We start from the raw sequence: 17,180 nt of genomic DNA, 5'->3' as shown, positions 1-17,180 counted from the left end.
CGGCGCTTTCGTATCGAGCCCCCATGACGACCCACGACATCCATCGCGACAAGATCCTCATCCTCGATTTCGGCGCGCAGTACACGCAGCTGATCGCACGCCGCATCCGCGAACTCGGCGTCTACTGCGAAGTCTGGGCGTGGGACCACGACCCGGCGGAGATCGCGACGTTCGGCGCGAAGGGCATCATCCTCTCGGGCGGTCCGGAATCGACGACGGAGCCGGGTGCGCCGAGCGCGCCGCAGCAAGTCTGGGATGCGGGTCTGCCGCTGCTCGGCATCTGCTACGGAATGCAGACGATGGCCGCGCAACTCGGCGGTGCGACGGAAGCCGCGGACCAGCGCGAGTTCGGTCATGCGCAGGTCGAGATCGTCGCGCACGATGCGTTGTTCGACGGTTTGAAGGACCACCCCGGTTCGCCGCCGCGCCTCGATGTCTGGATGAGCCACGGCGACCACGTCGCGAAGGCGCCGCCGGGCTTCGTCGTCACCGCGCGCACCGATCGCATTCCCGTCGCCGCGATGGCCGACGAGTCGAAGCGCTGGTACGGCGTGCAGTTCCATCCCGAAGTCACGCACACGCGCCAGGGCCAGGCGCTGCTGCGCCGCTTCGTCGTCGACATCTGCGGCTGCGACACGCTGTGGACGGCGGCCAACATCATCGACGACCTCGTCGAGCGCGTGCGCGCGCAGGTCGGCAGCGATGAAGTGATCCTCGGGTTGTCGGGCGGCGTTGATTCGTCGGTCGTTGCGGCGTTGCTGCATCGCGCGATCGGCGACCAGCTGACGTGCGTGTTCGTCGACACCGGTTTGTTGCGTTTCGAGGAAGGCGACCAGGTGATGGCGATGTTCGCCGAGCACATGGGCGTCAAGGTGATCCGCGTCGATGCGGCGCCGCGTTACTTCGCCAAGCTCGAAGGCGTCGGCGATCCCGAAGCCAAGCGCAAGATCATCGGCAACCTGTTCGTCGACATCTTCGACGAAGAGTCGACCAAGCTCAAAAACGCGAAGTGGCTCGCGCAGGGCACCATCTATCCCGACGTGATCGAATCGGCCGGCAGCAAGACCGGCAAGGCGCATGTCATCAAGAGCCACCACAACGTCGGCGGCCTGCCGGAGCACATGAAGCTCGGCCTGGTCGAACCGCTGCGCGAACTGTTCAAGGACGAAGTGCGCCGCCTGGGCGTCGAACTCGGCCTGCCGCACGCGATGGTGTATCGCCACCCGTTCCCGGGCCCGGGCCTGGGCGTGCGCATCCTTGGCGAAGTGAAGCCCGAGTACGCCGACCTGCTCGCGAAGGCCGACCACATCTTCATCGACGAACTGCGCCAGGCCGACCTGTACGACAAGGTGAGCCAGGCATTTGCAGTCTTCCTGCCAGTGAAGTCGGTGGGCGTTGTCGGCGACGCGCGTGCCTACGAATGGGTCATCGCGTTGCGCGCGGTGGAAACCATCGACTTCATGACCGCGCACTGGGCGCACCTGCCGCACGAGTTCCTCGGCAAGGTGAGTAACCGCATCATCAACGAACTGCGCGGCGTCTCGCGCGTGGTGTACGACATCTCCGGCAAGCCGCCGGCGACGATCGAGTGGGAATGACGGACGCGACCGACACCGACATCGCGTGGATGCAACGCGCGCTCGCACTGGCCGAGCGCGCGGAGCACGAAGACGACGAGATCCCCGTCGGCGCGTTGCTCGTGTCGGCGGAAGGCGAGGTGATCGGCGAGGGCTGGAACCGCAACATCACCGAACGCGATCCGTCGGCGCACGCCGAAATCGTCGCGCTGCGCCAGGCCGGTGCGCGCGTCGGCAACCATCGCCTGCTCGGCAGTACGCTGTACGTGACGCTCGAACCGTGCGCGATGTGCGCGATGGCGATGGTGCATGCACGCATTGCGCGCGTGGTGTTCGGCGCGAGTGATCCGAAGACGGGCGCGGCAGGCAGTGTGTTCGACCTGCTGACCGACCCGCGGCACAACCATCGCGTGGAAGTCGTCGGTGGCGTGCTCGCCGATGAGTCGGGTACGCGGCTGACGAACTACTTCCGGAAGAAGCGCGGCAAGCCGCCCGTGTAAGCGGAAAACAGAGCTGAAAAACAGGGGTCAGAGCACCATTTCCGCGAAATAGTGCTCTGACCCCTGTTTTTAGCCCCTGCTTCTTGCACTACTTCCGGCACGCTCACGGGCCGATCTCCGAGGTCTAGCGTTGCGGCGCATCGACAACCGCAAACGGTGGTCCGATATGCCAACGCTTCACCGCCGCGAGTTCCTGAAGCTCGCCGCCGCGCTGGGCGCGACCCTCGCATGGGGTTGCTCGACAGTGCGTCCTTCCTCCACGGCTTGGCGCGAGCGGCGCGACCTGTTTCCGCAGGGCGTCGCGTCGGGCGATCCCGACGACCACAGCGTGCTGCTGTGGTCGCGCCGCCCGTATGCCGATGGCCGCGACCGCGCCACGCTGATCGTCGAAGTGGCGGAGGATCCGGCGTTCACGCGCGTGATCGCGAGCACCGCGGTGCCGATCCTGGCGCAGGCCGACTGGACCTGCCGCGTGCTCGTCGGCGATCTGCCGCCGGCCGGCGAATACTGGTATCGCTTCGTCGACGAGGAGGGCAACGGCAGCCGGATCGGTCGCACGTTGACGGCGCCTGCGCCCGACGATCCGCGTCCGGCGCGCTTCGCGTTCGTCAGTTGCCAGACCATCTGCGAGGGCGCGCAGAACGCCTGGCGCAAGATGATCTTCGAAGACGAACGCGCGGCGCCGGACGAACGGCTCGGCTTCGTGCTGCACCTGGGCGACTTCGTTTACGAAGTCGTGCAATACCCGGAGCAGGTGAAGAACGGCAAACGCTACGACCGCACTGTCACGTTCCCGATCAAGTTCGAACACGGCAGGGCCGTCGCCAACAATCGCTTCACGGCGCCGGGGTCGTTGAACGACTATCGCGCGCTCTACCACGCGTATCTGCTCGATCCCGACATCCAGGATGCACGCGCACGCTTTCCGTTCGTGGCGATGTGGGACAACCACGAGTTCTCGTGGCAAGGCTGGCAATCGATCGCGGGATACGGCGAAGGCCCGGTGCCTGCGCAGACCTTGAAGGTCGCGGCGAACCAGGCGTGGTTCGAATATCAGCCGGCGCGCGTCACGCCGCAGGGCGGCTCACTCGCGAGTTTCGACGCGCCGCACGTGGTCGACACCAAGGTGACCGAGTTCGATGACGACGGCTTGGGACTCGAGCCCAACAACCTCGCCGCAATCGACAGCCTGATCGCGTATCGCGCGTTGCGTTGGGGCCGGCACATCGACCTGGTGATCACCGACCAGCGCAGCTTCCGTTCGCCCGATCCGTCGAACCGCGATGAGCTCGGACCGTTGTTCGAGGACGCGCCTTTCAGCTTCTTCCCCGAAGCGCTGGCGATGCACATCGACAGCGGCCGCGACTTCGCGAACGGCCACCCGCCGGCGAAGCTGTCCTTCGGCGACAAGTCCATCGCCAACTTCCGCGCGAACGAACCCCCGCAGTCGATGCTCGGCGCGAAGCAGAAGGCGTGGTTCCTCGAACGCCTGCGCAATGCAACCGCCACATGGAAGATCTGGGGCAGTTCGCTCGGCACGCCCGATTGGCGCCTCGACCCACAAAACATGCCGGCCGCGATGGGGAAGTGGTCCGACGGCTACGCGATCCTCGCAAACTACGACTGGGGTGGCACGTATCACGAGCGCGCCGAGATCTTCGATGCGGTGCGCGACGCGGGCATCACCGGATTCGCGATCGTGGCGGGCGATCGCCACAGCTTCTGGGCGGGCGTGGCCGCGAAGACGCTGCCGCCCGCGGCGTTCGAACCCGTGGGCGTCACCTTCGTCGTCGGTTCGATCTCGTCGGTCGGCGCGGCCGAAGCGAACGAGCACAACATGAAGCCGGACGATCCGCTGCGCCCGCTGTTCGTCGCCAATCCCGGCGGCGGTCCGCCGCAGCCGACCGTCAACTTGCTGATGCATCACGGCGTGCGTTCGGCGCTGGAGTACGCAAGCAGTGGCGACCTCGCGAAGGCGCACGCCGTGCGTAATGCGGAGATGTCGCCGCATTTGTCGTTCGTCGACATGGGCGGGCACGGCTACGCGACGGTGCGCGTCGATGCCACGTCGATGGTGACGGACTTCGTCTGCATTCCGCGGCCGATCGAGCGCAGCGCGGGCGTCGATGGTGGGCCGTTGCGTTATCGCGTTCGCCACGAGGTGTCGCTGTGGCGGGCGGGCGAATCACCACAGATGCGGCAGATGGTCCTGGAAGGCGATGCCGGATTGGCGGTGTGACACGCGATAGCAACCTGGCCAGAGGGCGGTGAACGGTCACTCCGTAACGGCCTTGCCGAACCGCTTCGCCGAAAGCATCGCCGCCTTGCTGCGCTCGGCTTCGCGGCTCTTCGGAGGACTGAACGTGGTCAGCGAATTGATGAGCGTCGTCGCAGCCTCACTGACCTGCTGCACCGCCAGGTTGAATGCAGCCTCGTTGGCCTTAGAAGGCGCGTTGAATCCGCTGAGCTTGCGGACGAACTGCACGGCCGAGGCGCGAATCTCGTCTTGCGTTGCCGGTGGCTCGAAGTTGTAAAGCGTGCGGATGTTCCTGCACATGGCGCCTCCCGAAGCTCATCCGTTGGCATTCGCTGCGTCGATCGAGCGCAGCACCAGTAAATCTACTGTAGCGAAAGCGCGAAACATTGCGGACGCGCGAAGCGACCTTGTTGGCGACAGTGCCTTTCACTTTCGGCCAAACCGAGGCCCCGACAATGAAGAGCATCTCCTTGTACAAAGTGATCGTGATGAGTTCGCTGGCGCTCGCCGGCACTGGCGTCGCGAATGCCCAGACCGCCAACAACGGCCTGCTCGAACGCGACGACGGCGTTTATCTCCGCTGTGCGATGTGCGGCACCATCGAGAGCATCACGCAGAACGTCGGCGCCCAGAGCGGCGGCAGCGCCGGTGCGACCATCGCCGGCTCGGTCGTGGGCGGCCTGGTCGGCAATCGTGTCGGCGGTGGCCGCGGCCGCAGGGCCGCCACCGTGGCGGGCGTGGCCGCCGGCGGCGCGATCGGCAACCAGGCGTCCAGCGCCAATCAACCCACCAGGTCGACGGTGCGCGTCAACTTGGGGCGCGGCAGTTTCATCAACGTCAGCGTGGACGATGCGAGCGAGCTCCGCGTCGGCGACATGGTGGAAGTCGACTCCAACGGCAACGTGACGCGGCTGCGTTGAGGCGGACGCTCCTGATCGGGCGCTGCCTCTGCATCGACAGCGCCCGCCAGGCATCACGCGACACCCAGCTTCCCGCGCTCACCTTCGCGCGGCGCTGCGAGATCTTCCGCCGACACGAACTCACCCAAGTCCGCGGTTTCGAAGAACGGCCGAATCTCGATCGTCGCCTTCGTGCCCGGCATCGGATTGGGCGCGCGCTTCGCCCACGCGAGCGCTTCGTCCATGTCCTTCACTTCCCAGATCGAGAAGCCCGCGATCACTTCGCGCGCTTCCGTAAACGGACCGTCGAAGATCAACCGCTCGGAACCATCGGCGACGATGCGCTTGCCTTCGGCCGTCGGCTTGAGTCCTGCAGCAGCGACGAGCACGCCGGCCGCGACCAACTCTTCGTTGAATCGATCCATCGCAGCGAATGCTTCCAGCGCGTCTGGCGTCGGCGGCGCGGTGAAGTCGATTGCGTTGCTGTTTTCGTCTGCTTTCGCGAACACCATGACGCGCATTGTTTCGTCTCCTCGTTGTCGGGCCGCCCTGGCCCTTACCTTCGACGACGAACGAGCGGGCGCCAGATCGACATCGCGCGCAATGTTTACGACGAACGGTAGATCTGGGTCGTCGCCAACCGGGGGAGGGGAAATAGTGCTCTGACCCCTGTTTTGCTATTCGTTCGTCGGGCGATCCGCCGGCATCTTCCGCTTCATCTCCTGCTCCATCTCCAGGTCGAAGCTGCTCACCGACAGGCTCACCTCGCTGCCCATCACGATGCTCGCCGCGAGCAGGAACAACACGCCGATCACCGCGAGCGCGGTCGGCACCACGCCGAGCTTGAAGCCGGTGAACGCATCCACCGCGAGTCCGAGGCTCGTGCCGACGAACGCACCCAGCGCGCCGTAGAGCAACTGGCACGCACGCAGCACGAGGTGCGCGCGGCGGCGGTGCCGCTGGATCTGGTCCTCGCGTTCCTGCCGGTCGGGCGCATCGAATTCCCAGCTGATCATCAGCGCGCGCAGGCGGTCGACCACGCGCGCCAGCCGCGCGTTCGCCGACACCAGCAACGAGGCGGTCGCGGCCATGAGCAACGCGGGCGCGAGCATCGCGGTCAGGATGGCGTAGTGGGCGAGGGCGGACTGGAACTGGGGCATCGGCGGCGGCGGAAGCTCGGCGAGGGGGCTGGGCTATGATGCGGCACCAACACTCGATGGCGGAACCCGCGACGCATGGCGAACAGCATGGAAGAAGGCCGCCTGATCTGGATCGACCTGGAAATGACCGGGCTCGACACCGGCCGCGATTCGATCCTCGAGATCGCCACCGTCGTCACCGACTCCAACCTGCAGGTCCTCGCCGAAGGTCCCGAGCTCGCCATCGCGCACCCGCTGGCGGTACTCGAGGCGATGGACGAGTGGAACCGCACCCAGCACCGCAAGTCCGGCCTGTGGCAGCGCGTGATCGAAAGCCACGTCACCATCGAGGAAGCCGAAGCCCGGACGATGGCCTTCCTGTCGCAGTGGGTGCCGGCCAACGCTTCGCCGATGTGCGGCAACTCGATCTGCCAGGACCGCCGCTTCCTGCACCGGATGATGCCGGCGCTCGAAAGCCACTTCCATTACCGCAACCTCGACGTCAGCACGGTCAAGGAACTCGCCCGCCGCTGGGCGCCGTCGGTCCTGTCGGGCGTGCGCAAGCAGGCCGCACATACGGCCCTGTCCGACGTGCGCGATTCGATTGCAGAGTTGGCCTACTATCGGAAGCACATGGGCCCCTTGTCGGGCCTGCCGACGGGGTAGGGTGGGCCGGTTCCTTGCACTGGTAGCGCTGCTGCTGATCGCCCCGGCCGCGTTCGCGGCCGGCAAGCCCGTCAATGCCTATTTCCGCGAAACCTGGACCACGCGCGAAGGCCTGCCGCACAACCAGGTCAACGCGATCGCGCAGACGCCCGACGGCTATCTCTGGTTCGGCACGTGGGAAGGACTGGTCCGTTACAACGGCCTCGAATTCCACGTCATCGACCGGCGCAACACGCCGGAACTGCGCGACAACGGCGTGCGTTCGATCCGCGTCGCACCCGACGGGGCGCTCGTCATCGGCACCTCGCGCGGCGGCGTGAGCGTGATGCGCGACGGCGCGTGGCGCACGTACGGCAAGCAGCAGGGGCTCGAGCAGGATGAAGTGATGGACGCCGTGCTGGATAAGCGCGGGCGTCTCTGGGTCGCCACCGAGAGCGCGGGTCTCACGCGCATCGATCCGACCGGCCCGCACCAGCACTTCGAAGACGACAACGGCCTGCCGACCAACATCACCTTCGGCCTGCTGCGCGATCGCGACGATTCGGTCTGGGTCGCCACCGCGGCGGGCCTCGTGCATTTCGTCGAAGGCCGCGCGCCGCGCACGTACGATGCGAAGGATGGCTTGCCTGCGGCGCCGGTCTTCCGCGTCGTGCAGATGAACGACGGCGCGTTGTACGTCGGCACCGAACGCGGCGCCTATCGTCGCGTCGGCGAGCGCTTCGAACTCGTGTCGTCGCAGTTGCCCGTCGACGGTGTGCCGAGCATCGCGCGCGATGCTGCAGGCGATCTGTGGGTCGGCACCGTCAATCACGGCCTGCTGCGCCTGGGCGCCGACGGGCTCGACACGCTGAGCAGCCAGAAAGGCTTGCCGAACAATCGCGTCGCCGCGTTGTTCACCGATCGCGAAGGCAGCCTGTGGGCCGGCACCAACGCAGGCCTGTTGCGCCTGCGCGATGCGCCGTTCACCACGTTCAACACCGAACAGGGATTGAGCGACGACTACGTTCGCGCGATCACGCAAGGCCGCGACGGCAGTATCTGGATCGGCACGAGCCGCGGCCTCAATCGCTGGCGCGACGGCAAGGTCGTCGATGTGCTGACGAGTGCGCAGGGTCTGCCGGGCGATTCGATCCTCAGCCTGCTCGCCGAATCCGACGACAGCCTGTGGGTCGGCACGTACGTCGGCGGCTTGCTTCGCCTGCGCGACGGCAAGGTCGTCGAACATCACCACACCGACGGCGACATGCCCGGCAGCAACCAGGTGCGCGCACTCGCGCATGGGCCCGATGGATCGTTGTGGATCGGCACCTCACGCGGCCTCGTGCACAAGACCGGCGACACATTCAAGTTGTACGGCGCGGACGACGGCTTGCCGCGCGAGTTCATCCTCGCGTTGCACGTCGCGCGGGACGGCACGGTCTGGGTGGGCACGGCGAACGGCGCGGCGCGTGTCGTGCAGGACCGCATCGAACCGATCGACCTGCACGGCATGCACGATGCGCAGGACGTGTTCGGCTTCCACGAAGACAGCGACGGTACGTTGTGGATCGCGACCGACCGCGGGCTCGTGCGCTGGCGCAACGGACGCATGGCATCGTTGGGATTGCAGCAGGGATTGCCGGTCGACACGCTGTTCCAGGTCGTCGACGACAACGCGGGCGGGCTGTGGCTCACGTCGAATCGCGGCGTCGTGCGCGTGTCGCGTCGCGATGCGGAAGCGGTGCTCGATGGCCGGCAACGCACGCTCAACCCCGATCAATTCGGCGAACCCGATGGTCTTGCGAGCAGCCAGTGCAACGGCGGTTCCGGCCCCGCCGCGATGCGCGATGCGCAGGGCCGCTTGTGGGTAGCGACGGCGCGCGGTGCGGCGATGGTCGATCCGACCGTGCTGCACAGTTATCGCCGCACGTTGCCGCAAGTGGTGATCGAACAGGTGCTAGCCGATGATCGCGCGATGCCGCTGCAGGCGAAGCTCGAGTTGCCGCCGGGCACGCGCAAGCTCGAATTCCATTACGCGGGGTTGAGTTTCCAGATGCCGCGCCTGCTGCGGTATCGCTATCGACTCGAAGGCATCGACGCGGGCTGGATCGAACGCGGCAACCAGCGCGTCGCGCAGTACACGAACCTCGGGCCGGGCACGTATCGCTTCCACGTCACGTCGTCGGCGCCGGGTCTTGGCCAGGGCTGGAACGACGAGGTCACGACGCTCGAAATCAGGATCAAGCCGCAGTTCTGGCAGCACCCGTGGTTCCTCGCGGCCGCCGCGCTCGCGCTTGCATTGCTCATCGTCGCCTACACGCGTTGGCGCACGCGCAGCCTGCGGCAACGCGCGGTCGACCTCGAACGCACCGTCGAAGCGCGCACGCAGGACCTGCGTGATCAAACGTCGCGCCTGCTCGTCGCCGACGAAGAGAAGACGCGCCTGGTCCACCAGTTGCGCGACAAATCGGAAGCGTTCGAACGCCAGGCGCGCGAGGACGCACTCACCGGCCTGCACAATCGGCGCAGCCTCGACGAACGCCTGGCGCAGGCGTTCGATTCGGCGGTGCGCACGCAGCAGCCCCTGAGTTTCGCGCTGCTCGACATCGACCACTTCAAGCACATCAACGACGAGTACTCGCACGCGGCCGGCGACGAAGCGCTGCGCGAAGTCGCGCGCGTGCTGCGCGGCCTGCTCGACCACGACACGATGCTGGCGCGCTGGGGCGGCGAGGAGTTCGCGGTGCTATTCCCGTTCGCGACACTCGAACAGGCACGCGCCCGTTGCGAAGCCGCACGCGCAGCGATCGAAGCGATGGACTGCGATGCATTCGCGCCCGGCTGGCGGATGACGCTGAGCGGCGGCGTGTGCGAGCGCACCGGATTCGCGCACCACGAGCGGTTGGTGCGGCGCGCGGATCAGTTGTTGTACGAGGCGAAGCGGGCGGGGCGGAATCGGATCGTTGGGTGAGGCAAGGGAAGGGAAAGGGAAACGGGAAACAAGGAGCGGGAAACGGGAAACGGACCTCTGCTTCGGCCGAGAGACTATCGGCCGAAGTGAAGGCCGGTTTCCCGTTTCCCGCTCTTCGTTTCCCGTTTCCCTTTCCTTGTTTCCCGTTTCCCGCCTAACTCACGCCTTCGCCTTGGCGAGCGCCAACCACGTATCGACAACCGTATCCGGATTCAGCGAAACACTCTCGATCCCTTGCTCCATCAACCACAGCGCAAGATCCGGGTGATCGCTCGGGCCCTGCCCGCAGATGCCGACGTACTTGCCCTTGGCGCGCGCGGCGGAGATCGCCATCGAGAGCATCTTCTTCACCGCCGGGTCGCGTTCGTCGAACAGGCCGGCGACGATCGCCGAGTCGCGGTCCAGGCCGAGCGTGAGCTGGGTCAGGTCGTTGGAGCCGATCGAGAAGCCGTCGAAGAGTTCGAGGAATTCGTCGGCCATCAGCGCGTTCGACGGCACCTCGCACATCATGATGATCTTCAGGCCGTCCTTGCCTTGCTCCAGGCCGAACTCCTTCAGCACTTCGAGCACCTTGCGGCCTTCGTCGAGCGTGCGCACGAACGGGATCATCACCCAGCAGTTGGTGAGGCCCATCGTGTCGCGCACCTTGCGCACCGCGCGGCATTCGAGTTCGAAGCAATCCTTGAACGACGCGTCGACGTAACGGCTCGCGCCGCGGAAGCCGATCATCGGGTTCTCTTCGTGCGGTTCGTACTTCGAGCCGCCGATCAGGTTCGCGTATTCGTTCGACTTGAAGTCGGACAGGCGCACGATCACCGCGTGCGGCGCGACCGATGCGGTGATCGTCGCGATGCCTTCGGCGAGGCGATCGACGTAGAAGTCGACGGGGCTCGCGTAGCCGGCCATCTTCGCGTCGATCTTCTGCTTCGTCGCGTTGTCCTGCTTGTCGTATTCGAGCAGCGCCTTCGGATGCACGCCGATGTGCGAGGCGATGATCATTTCAAGACGCGCCAGGCCGATGCCCGCGTTCGGCAGCATACCGAAGTCGAACGCGCGGTCGGGGTTCGCCACGTTCATCATGATCTTCAGCGGCGCCGGCGGCATGTTGGCCAGGTCCGTCGTGGTGCGTTCGAACGGCAGCGAGCCTGCGTAGATGAAACCGGTGTCGCCTTCGGCGCAGCTCACGGTGACCTGCGCGCCGTCCTGGATCGTGTCGAGCGCGTTGCCGGTGCCGACGACCGCGGGCACGCCGAGTTCGCGCGCGATGATCGCCGCGTGGCACGTGCGGCCGCCGCGGTTGGTGACGATGGCCGCCGCGCGCTTCATCACCGGTTCCCAGTCGGGGTCGGTCATGTCGGCGACGAGCACGTCGCCGGGCTGCACGCGCGCCATGTCGTCGAGCGAACGCACGACGCGCGCGACGCCCGAACCGATCTTCTGGCCGATCGCGCGGCCTTCGGCGACGACATCGCCGCGCTGGCCGAGCGTGTAGCGCTCGATCTGCGTGGCGTGGCCGCGCGACTTCACCGTTTCCGGGCGCGCCTGCACGATGAAGAGCTTGCCGCTGACTCCGTCCTTCGCCCACTCGATGTCCATCGGACGACCGTAATGCTGTTCGATGATCAGCGCCTGGCGCGCGAGCTCGTGCACGTCGTCGTCGCTGACCGAGAACGCGTTGCGCAGTTGCGCCGGCGTGTCTTCGTTGCGAACGCGTTCGCCGGGCTGCGACGAATACACCATGCGGATCTGCTTGGCGCCGAGCGAGCGGCGCAGGATCGCGGGCTTGCCTTGCTTCAGCGTCGGCTTGAAGACGTAGAACTCGTCGGGGTTCACCGCACCCTGCACAACGTTCTCGCCGAGCCCGTAGCTGGCGGTGATGAAGACGACATCGCGGAAACCGGACTCGGTGTCGAGGGTGAACAGCACACCCGACGAACCGACGTCCGAACGCACCATCAGCTGCACGCCGGCGGAGAGGAACACGTCTTCGTGCTTGAAGCCGTGGTGCACGCGGTAGGCGATCGCGCGGTCGTTGTAGAGCGAGGCGAAGACTTCCTTCACCTTGCGCACGACGTCGTCGGCGCCCTCCACGTTGAGGAAGGTTTCCTGTTGGCCGGCGAAGCTGGCGTCGGGCAGGTCCTCGGCGGTCGCGGACGAGCGCACGGCGACGGCGACATCACCGCCACCGTTCTCCGCGCAGAGCTTGGCGTAGGCGGCGCGGATGTCCTGGTCGAGGTCCGGCTGCAGCGGGGCGTCGATCACCCAGCCGCGGATCTCGCCGCCGGCCTTGGTGAGGGCAGGGACGTCCTCGACATCGAGCGTGGCCAGGCGGTCGAAGATCCGCTGGTGCAGGTCGTTGTGGGCGATGAAGGCCTTGAAGGCGTCGGCCGTGGTCGCGTAGCCGCCGGGGACCGAGACGCCAAGCTTCGCGAGGTTGCCGATCATCTCGCCGAGCGAGGAATTCTTGCCGCCGACCTGGGCCAGGTCGGTCAGGCGCAGGTCGTGCAGCCACAGGATATTGGGGCTCAAGGCGAAGCTCCGGACATCGAAGGGGGAAGGGGCGCGGCAACAGCGCGACGGCGCCGGCCGCGAAGCGCGGTATTTTACAGTCCCCGCGTCGCCACTGCCTGCACATGACCCCGACACGCCCCGTCTTCTACGTCTCCGACGGCACCGGCATCACGGCCGAAACCATCGGCCACAGCCTCCTCACGCAGTTCGCCGACACGCGGTTCACCACCGACCGCATCCCCTTCGTCGACACCGCCGACAAGGCCCGCGAAGCCTCACAACGCATCCGCGAAGCAGGGGAGGCGGCCGGCGTGCGCCCGATCGTGGTCAATTCCTGCGTCGACAACGAGCTCTACCGGATCATCGCGGAGAGCGGGGGACTGATGCTCGACATCTTCGCGCCCTTCATCGAGCCGCTCGAACGCGAACTCGGCGAGACGCGCAAGCTGCGCGTGGGGCAGGCGCACGGCATGGTCGACTTCGAGGCGTACCATCGCCGCATCAACGCGATGAACTACGCGCTGACGCACGACGACGGCATGATCATGGACTTCGACGACGCGGAGATCATCCTCGTCGGCGTGTCGCGCGCGGGCAAGACGCCGACATGCGTGTACCTCGCGCTGCATTACGGCATCTGCGCGGCCAACTATCCGCTGACCGAAGAAGACCTCGAAGCCGATCGACTGCCCGCGAAATTGCGTCCGCATCGACACAAGTTGTTCGGCCTGACGATCGATCCGATTCGACTGCACCAGATCCGCCAGGAACGCCGGCCGAATTCGAAGTACTCGCAGCTCGACACGTGCAAGCGTGAAGTCGCGCAGGCCGAACACATCTTCCGCAACGAGCGTTTGACGACGTTGAGCACGACGCACACGTCGATCGAAGAAATCTCGAGCAAGGTGCTGACCACCCTCGGCATCCATCGCGAGATGTTCTGACGGAGCGCGTGTCCGACGAAATCGTCGGAACCGGATGTTCGGACAGCGTGAAGCGGCGCCGCAATTTTTCGGGCGCGTTGGCTGTCGTTGGGGAAGCATCACGTTAGGCCTGCGCGGGCGTGTCGTCAATGCTGCCCGCATCGGTTCTTCGCGTGTAGGATCGGGCCATGAGCAGTCTCGCACCACGCGCCGCGCGCATCCCGAAATTGAGCCGCTTCGGCTGGCTCATGGGGCTGTACGCCGAGAACCATGTGCGCCTCGTGCGCCTGTTCGAACCGCAGGACCTCGCTGTCGGTCGCTACGTTTCCAGCGTCGGCGACGGCCTGGATGTCGTGCTCGATGTCGTCGAGCGTCATGCGTATACCGTCGAACTGCGACTGAGTTACGCGATCTACGATCCGGTGACCGGACAGCCCGATCCGTCGGCGCACCTGCGCCTGTATCGCGATGCAAAGCAGGTCGAGGCGACGCATTGTTACGTCGGGCGGCGCTGGCAGGACGTCATCGGCATGTATCCGCCGCCGGCCGAGGTGATCTGCCATCGGCTGCGCATGAACACGTTCCTCGGCAAGTGGGTGCAATACCTGGCCGAGCAGGGGCACGGCGTCGCGACGCTGGTGCGGGTGGAGGCGGGCGAAGTCACGATCGCGGCCTGAAGTCCTACGACGCGTTCCGGAATTCCCTGACAGTCAACGATGCGCGGCCCGGGCAATCTGGACCCCGGTGGCGACGGCGCGTCCGGAACCCTGCTCAGGTGCCCCTGGGAGCAACGACGGCTCCACCCCGGGCGCCGTCGCCGCCGACTTCGAATGGAAGCCCGGTTCCTTTCCGGGCGCGGCGGCAAGGAAGCCTTCATGCAACGCGTCGCGTGGATTCTCGGGTTGTTTGCGGCGACGCCGTCGGGACTGGGTGCGGAGTTGTTCCGCTGCATCGATCCTGCAGGCGGCGTGACCTGGCAGGACGCGCCGTGTGGCGCCGGCAGCCGGCTGACGAAGACGCTCGAGGTGCCTGAGGCGGCCAGCGACTCGGACGTGCCGTCCGGGGCGCCGGCCAAGGCCAAGGACGCGAAGTCGAAAGGCCGCGTGGCGAGCGGCAGTTCGGTCGGGAGTTCGTCTGGAAGACCGGGCGGCGCGAAACGCGACGGCCGATCACGTCAACGCGAAACCTGTAAAGCGGCGCGCGCGGAACGCGATCGCAAACTCGAAGCGCTCGGACTGACGCGCACGTTCGAACAACTGCGTGCGTTGGACGACAAGGTGCGGGCCAAGTGCAAGGATCTTTGACGCAAGACGCGCAGGGCTCCCAGCGCCCATGGGAAGCGGGGTTCTGGCCTGGAGGAGGCGTCGTCGACCCCTCAACGGCCATACCCGATACTTCGCATAATGCATCTTACGTTGTGGGTGGGGTTGGGCGTTCTCGCGCTGTGCACCCCCGCCACCCAACGCTGGCCTTTTCGCCTGCAGGAAAGAACATGACCGAACCGATCGACTTCGACGGTGACTGGTACGGATGGCGGCTGCGAGGCCGCCATCTCGTTTCCCCGGATGGCCAGCGCATCAGCCGCACGCGGCTCGAAGGCCTGTTGTGGCACGACGCCATGCAACTGCGTCTGGACGGTTTCGCCAGCCGCCGCGCCGCCGAACAAGCCAAGCGCGCCCAGCAGTACGGGCCGCGCATCAAGGTCGTCGTGGTGCCGTTGGCCGATTACCGGTGTGGCGACCTGAGTGCTTCATAGAGGTACCCTGGCGACCAGTGGACAGTCCCACGGGTTCTTCGCCAGCATTCAAGCATGGCTACCGATCACGATTCCCCGAGCGTCTCCCTGGCATGTCCAGCCTGCAGTGGCGTGAGCTTCCGCCTGTTCGGTGGCACCCTCCACGTCGGCCCGCGCTTCGTCTGCCTGCTATGCGGCGGCGTTTGGCGCGAGGACCAACTCAAGTCGCGGCAGCGACGCTCCCCGGTTAGCAACAATGGGCCAGCCGCCAACGACGCTGACACTGCGCCGCCGCCCGAGCCGCAGTCCCCGCATTAGCCTAGGTTCACCTGCGCGGTACTCCTGACCATGTGGCGGCAGGCCCGACTGTTTTTGGACCTGGTAGACAAACCCCTCCTGAACCCGCCAAAAGGTGTCAACAGGGGTTGACAAGGGTTGACATCAAATTTGATAGTGAGAATGCCCGCGGCGGGATTCGAACCCGCAAAACCCGAGGAGGTCACCGGATTGACAGTCCGGCGCGTCTACCAATTTCGCCACACGGGCAAAGCGACACAGAAGGCCCCGCCTTCCACAGCCCCCGGGATGACAACCGGGGGCTGTGTCGTTTAGGGCGCCGGAAAGCACAAATACCTCCTCCGGCGAAAGCCACCACCACTACATATTGTGGCCTTCGAAAATCGAAGCTACGCCCCGCCGCCGGAGGCTGTCAACGGGCTTGCGCATTATTCGGCGAGTAGTTTAGGGGCCGCCCCAAACCCGCGTGCTCTCGCGAAACGCGATCCTCTTCGACGACCTGCGTGGTTACCGAAAGTCACGGGATGACACGCCAACGTGACCGGCGCACCATATTCCCGTGGATCGCCCGCCGCCCGAAGCGCGTCTGGCCTGCCCCCATTGCGGCGGCACAATCTTCATGCTCGCACGCGGAACGGATGCGCCATCAGGCGTCGTCGAATGCCTGCAGTGCGGCGCGAAACTCAACCACGCAGAGCTGGTAGGCCATCGCCCAGGGAATCAGTCGCGCATTCCTCCGCCCACTTCTTACGACTGAATCCTTCAGCCGCTTCAGCTTAATTTCTGCGAATGTCGGAGCGTCGCCAGCCTGAAGTTAGCGTGGTTTCTTCGTACTCTTTTGGGAACCGAAGCCTAGGAAGGTGCATGTGTATCGCGCTCCCGAGGGCAAGCTCGCATTCGTTGTAGAACTTGAGGACGTAAAAACATCCCTCTAGTGCAAGCGGCTCCATTTGAATCCCGAAGTGTTCGGTTGGAGCGGGCACATGCTGCATAGGTGGCTTCTTTCGCGCGTCCAAATAAGAAAATGTTTCGAGATCGATTGAGTACTGGGGTATTGCGATTTTGAGCCCTGCAATTTCCTCACGCGCCGGATCAGGTCTTTCTTTTCTGGCAATCCGAGCCATCGCCTCGTCTATCGAACAGGCGTTGTAGGCGAACAAGACTCGCGCATCCAATTCGTTCGTTGCGTCACCCATCAAATAAATCCCCGGAGCTGGCTGCCCGACAATCTCGACATGGAGAGCGGCGGTGTTGCTGTCCCACTTAATCACGTCATGCATATCGGCGTTTCGTGCACGCCAAAAGTAGTGAAGTAGCGTTCCTTCCCTACTGCGCTCATCCTCAATGCGGTTCCTGGTGAATTCGCCGTCGATTAAAGTCGACGCTTCAAGTAGCGCCTCACGTGCGGAGTTGATAAACATCAGCTCGCAAAAGAATGCGCGTTCCATCGACTCAGTGTCGCGGGACTCCCCCGCTACGATCATTGTCTGAAATTCTTGCCTCGCCCATCCGAGAAGCCGACTGGACTTAGCTAGAAGCGATTTGGGATCGCGCTGCACTGGAAAGCCTCGGGAGTTTTTGGGACCGTGCGGATGCACGTTAGGCAGGCCGAGCGGAATGTCCGCTATCGGCCAGAAGGGGACGTTTGAGCGCGCGCCTTATGAGCGGCCGCGGGACCTTTCGCGATGAGCTGAAGCGGACAAGCGAACCCGCGCGTCTTTTACGC

Annotated in this window: 15 protein-coding genes and 1 tRNA gene; 10 read left to right on the top strand and 6 right to left on the bottom strand. The window is 65.4% G+C overall.

What is annotated here, in order from left to right:
* Positions 1-23: 23 nt before the first annotated feature.
* The 3 genes from guaA to LK996_RS00070 all read left to right on the top strand — a co-directional run bounded on the left by guaA (position 24) and on the right by LK996_RS00070 (position 4,316).
* The gene (gene guaA / locus LK996_RS00080; RefSeq protein WP_230525143.1) at positions 24-1,598 is read left to right on the top strand and encodes a glutamine-hydrolyzing GMP synthase; all 1,575 of its coding nucleotides are present in this window, start codon (positions 24-26) and stop codon (positions 1,596-1,598) included.
* A complete protein-coding gene (gene tadA / locus LK996_RS00075; RefSeq protein WP_230525142.1) occupies positions 1,595-2,077 on the top strand; it encodes a tRNA adenosine(34) deaminase TadA in 483 nt (160 codons plus the stop codon). Before guaA ends, tadA begins: the two co-directional genes overlap by 4 nt.
* A gap of 166 nt (positions 2,078-2,243) precedes the next feature.
* Positions 2,244-4,316, top strand: a complete 2,073-nt coding sequence (locus LK996_RS00070) for an alkaline phosphatase D family protein (RefSeq protein ID WP_230525141.1) — start codon at positions 2,244-2,246, stop codon at positions 4,314-4,316.
* A gap of 36 nt (positions 4,317-4,352) precedes the next feature.
* On the opposite strand, the gene LK996_RS00065 is transcribed toward LK996_RS00070, so the two are convergent.
* Positions 4,353-4,634, bottom strand: coding sequence for a DUF2277 domain-containing protein (locus tag LK996_RS00065; protein ID WP_230525140.1), 282 nt, complete (start codon positions 4,632-4,634; stop codon positions 4,353-4,355).
* A gap of 155 nt (positions 4,635-4,789) precedes the next feature.
* Here LK996_RS00065 and LK996_RS00060 point away from each other — a divergent pair, with 155 nt between their 5' ends.
* Positions 4,790-5,254, top strand: a complete 465-nt coding sequence (locus tag LK996_RS00060) for a glycine zipper 2TM domain-containing protein (RefSeq protein WP_230525139.1) — start codon at positions 4,790-4,792, stop codon at positions 5,252-5,254.
* A gap of 53 nt (positions 5,255-5,307) precedes the next feature.
* On the opposite strand, the gene LK996_RS00055 is transcribed toward LK996_RS00060, so the two are convergent.
* Positions 5,308-5,754, bottom strand: a complete 447-nt coding sequence (locus LK996_RS00055) for a YciI family protein (protein WP_230525138.1) — start codon at positions 5,752-5,754, stop codon at positions 5,308-5,310.
* A gap of 156 nt (positions 5,755-5,910) precedes the next feature.
* Positions 5,911-6,393: a DUF2721 domain-containing protein gene (locus LK996_RS00050; RefSeq protein WP_230525137.1), complete on the bottom strand. Its 483-nt coding sequence runs from the start codon at positions 6,391-6,393 to the stop codon at positions 5,911-5,913.
* Positions 6,394-6,468: 75 nt separating this feature from the next.
* Between LK996_RS00050 and orn the strand changes: the two genes are divergently transcribed.
* Entirely contained in the window at positions 6,469-7,038 is a 570-nt protein-coding gene (gene orn, locus LK996_RS00045; RefSeq protein ID WP_230525136.1) for an oligoribonuclease, read from the top strand.
* 1 nt (position 7,039) lies between these two features.
* Complete coding sequence (locus LK996_RS16645; RefSeq protein ID WP_230525135.1) at positions 7,040-9,988, top strand: two-component regulator propeller domain-containing protein; 2,949 nt, start codon at positions 7,040-7,042, stop codon at positions 9,986-9,988.
* A gap of 159 nt (positions 9,989-10,147) precedes the next feature.
* On the opposite strand, the gene ppsA is transcribed toward LK996_RS16645, so the two are convergent.
* On the bottom strand, positions 10,148-12,517 hold the full coding sequence (gene ppsA, locus LK996_RS00035; RefSeq protein WP_230525134.1) for a phosphoenolpyruvate synthase: 2,370 nt from the start codon (positions 12,515-12,517) through the stop codon (positions 10,148-10,150).
* Between the two features lie 104 nt (positions 12,518-12,621).
* On the opposite strand from ppsA, the gene ppsR reads away from it, so the two are divergent.
* The 4 genes from ppsR (at position 12,622) to LK996_RS00015 (ending at position 15,178) form a co-directional block, all read left to right on the top strand.
* Positions 12,622-13,443: a posphoenolpyruvate synthetase regulatory kinase/phosphorylase PpsR gene (ppsR, locus tag LK996_RS00030; RefSeq protein ID WP_230525133.1), complete on the top strand. Its 822-nt coding sequence runs from the start codon at positions 12,622-12,624 to the stop codon at positions 13,441-13,443.
* Positions 13,444-13,610: 167 nt separating this feature from the next.
* Entirely contained in the window at positions 13,611-14,099 is a 489-nt protein-coding gene (locus LK996_RS00025; protein WP_230525132.1) for a DUF1249 domain-containing protein, read from the top strand.
* Positions 14,100-14,138: 39 nt separating this feature from the next.
* On the top strand, positions 14,139-14,726 hold the full coding sequence (locus tag LK996_RS00020) for a DUF4124 domain-containing protein (protein WP_230525131.1): 588 nt from the start codon (positions 14,139-14,141) through the stop codon (positions 14,724-14,726).
* 188 nt (positions 14,727-14,914) lie between these two features.
* Positions 14,915-15,178 carry a DUF3653 domain-containing protein gene (locus LK996_RS00015; protein WP_230525130.1) on the top strand — a complete coding sequence of 88 codons (264 nt, stop codon included), beginning with the start codon at positions 14,915-14,917 and terminating at the stop codon, positions 15,176-15,178.
* 439 nt (positions 15,179-15,617) lie between these two features.
* Here LK996_RS00015 and LK996_RS00010 read toward each other — a convergent pair.
* Together LK996_RS00010 and LK996_RS00005 are read right to left on the bottom strand one after the other, a co-directional pair.
* Positions 15,618-15,703, bottom strand: a tRNA-Asp gene (locus LK996_RS00010).
* Between the two features lie 527 nt (positions 15,704-16,230).
* On the bottom strand, positions 16,231-16,902 hold the full coding sequence (locus tag LK996_RS00005) for a hypothetical protein (RefSeq protein ID WP_230525129.1): 672 nt from the start codon (positions 16,900-16,902) through the stop codon (positions 16,231-16,233).
* Between the last annotated feature and the right edge of the window lie 278 nt (positions 16,903-17,180).

The organism is Noviluteimonas lactosilytica (assembly GCF_020866925.1).
GTDB lineage: Bacteria > Pseudomonadota > Gammaproteobacteria > Xanthomonadales > Xanthomonadaceae > Noviluteimonas > Noviluteimonas lactosilytica.
Note: the sequence above shows the minus strand (reverse complement) of the source record. Positions and strands in the feature narration are given on the sequence as shown.

What these genes read in the sequence shown, in the direction of transcription:
- guaA (WP_230525143.1), top strand. Translation starts at nt 24, where the DNA reads ATGACGACCCACGACATCCATCGCGACAAGATCCTCATCCTCGATTTC.
- tadA (WP_230525142.1), top strand. Translation starts at nt 1,595, where the DNA reads ATGACGGACGCGACCGACACCGACATCGCGTGGATGCAACGCGCGCTC.
- LK996_RS00070 (WP_230525141.1), top strand. Translation starts at nt 2,244, where the DNA reads ATGCCAACGCTTCACCGCCGCGAGTTCCTGAAGCTCGCCGCCGCGCTG.
- LK996_RS00065 (WP_230525140.1), bottom strand. Translation starts at nt 4,634, where the DNA reads ATGTGCAGGAACATCCGCACGCTTTACAACTTCGAGCCACCGGCAACG.
- LK996_RS00060 (WP_230525139.1), top strand. Translation starts at nt 4,790, where the DNA reads ATGAAGAGCATCTCCTTGTACAAAGTGATCGTGATGAGTTCGCTGGCG.
- LK996_RS00055 (WP_230525138.1), bottom strand. Translation starts at nt 5,754, where the DNA reads ATGCGCGTCATGGTGTTCGCGAAAGCAGACGAAAACAGCAACGCAATC.
- LK996_RS00050 (WP_230525137.1), bottom strand. Translation starts at nt 6,393, where the DNA reads ATGCCCCAGTTCCAGTCCGCCCTCGCCCACTACGCCATCCTGACCGCG.
- orn (WP_230525136.1), top strand. Translation starts at nt 6,469, where the DNA reads ATGGCGAACAGCATGGAAGAAGGCCGCCTGATCTGGATCGACCTGGAA.
- ppsR (WP_230525133.1), top strand. Translation starts at nt 12,622, where the DNA reads ATGACCCCGACACGCCCCGTCTTCTACGTCTCCGACGGCACCGGCATC.
- LK996_RS00025 (WP_230525132.1), top strand. Translation starts at nt 13,611, where the DNA reads ATGAGCAGTCTCGCACCACGCGCCGCGCGCATCCCGAAATTGAGCCGC.
- LK996_RS00020 (WP_230525131.1), top strand. Translation starts at nt 14,139, where the DNA reads ATGCGCGGCCCGGGCAATCTGGACCCCGGTGGCGACGGCGCGTCCGGA.
- LK996_RS00015 (WP_230525130.1), top strand. Translation starts at nt 14,915, where the DNA reads ATGACCGAACCGATCGACTTCGACGGTGACTGGTACGGATGGCGGCTG.
- LK996_RS00005 (WP_230525129.1), bottom strand. Translation starts at nt 16,902, where the DNA reads ATGGAACGCGCATTCTTTTGCGAGCTGATGTTTATCAACTCCGCACGT.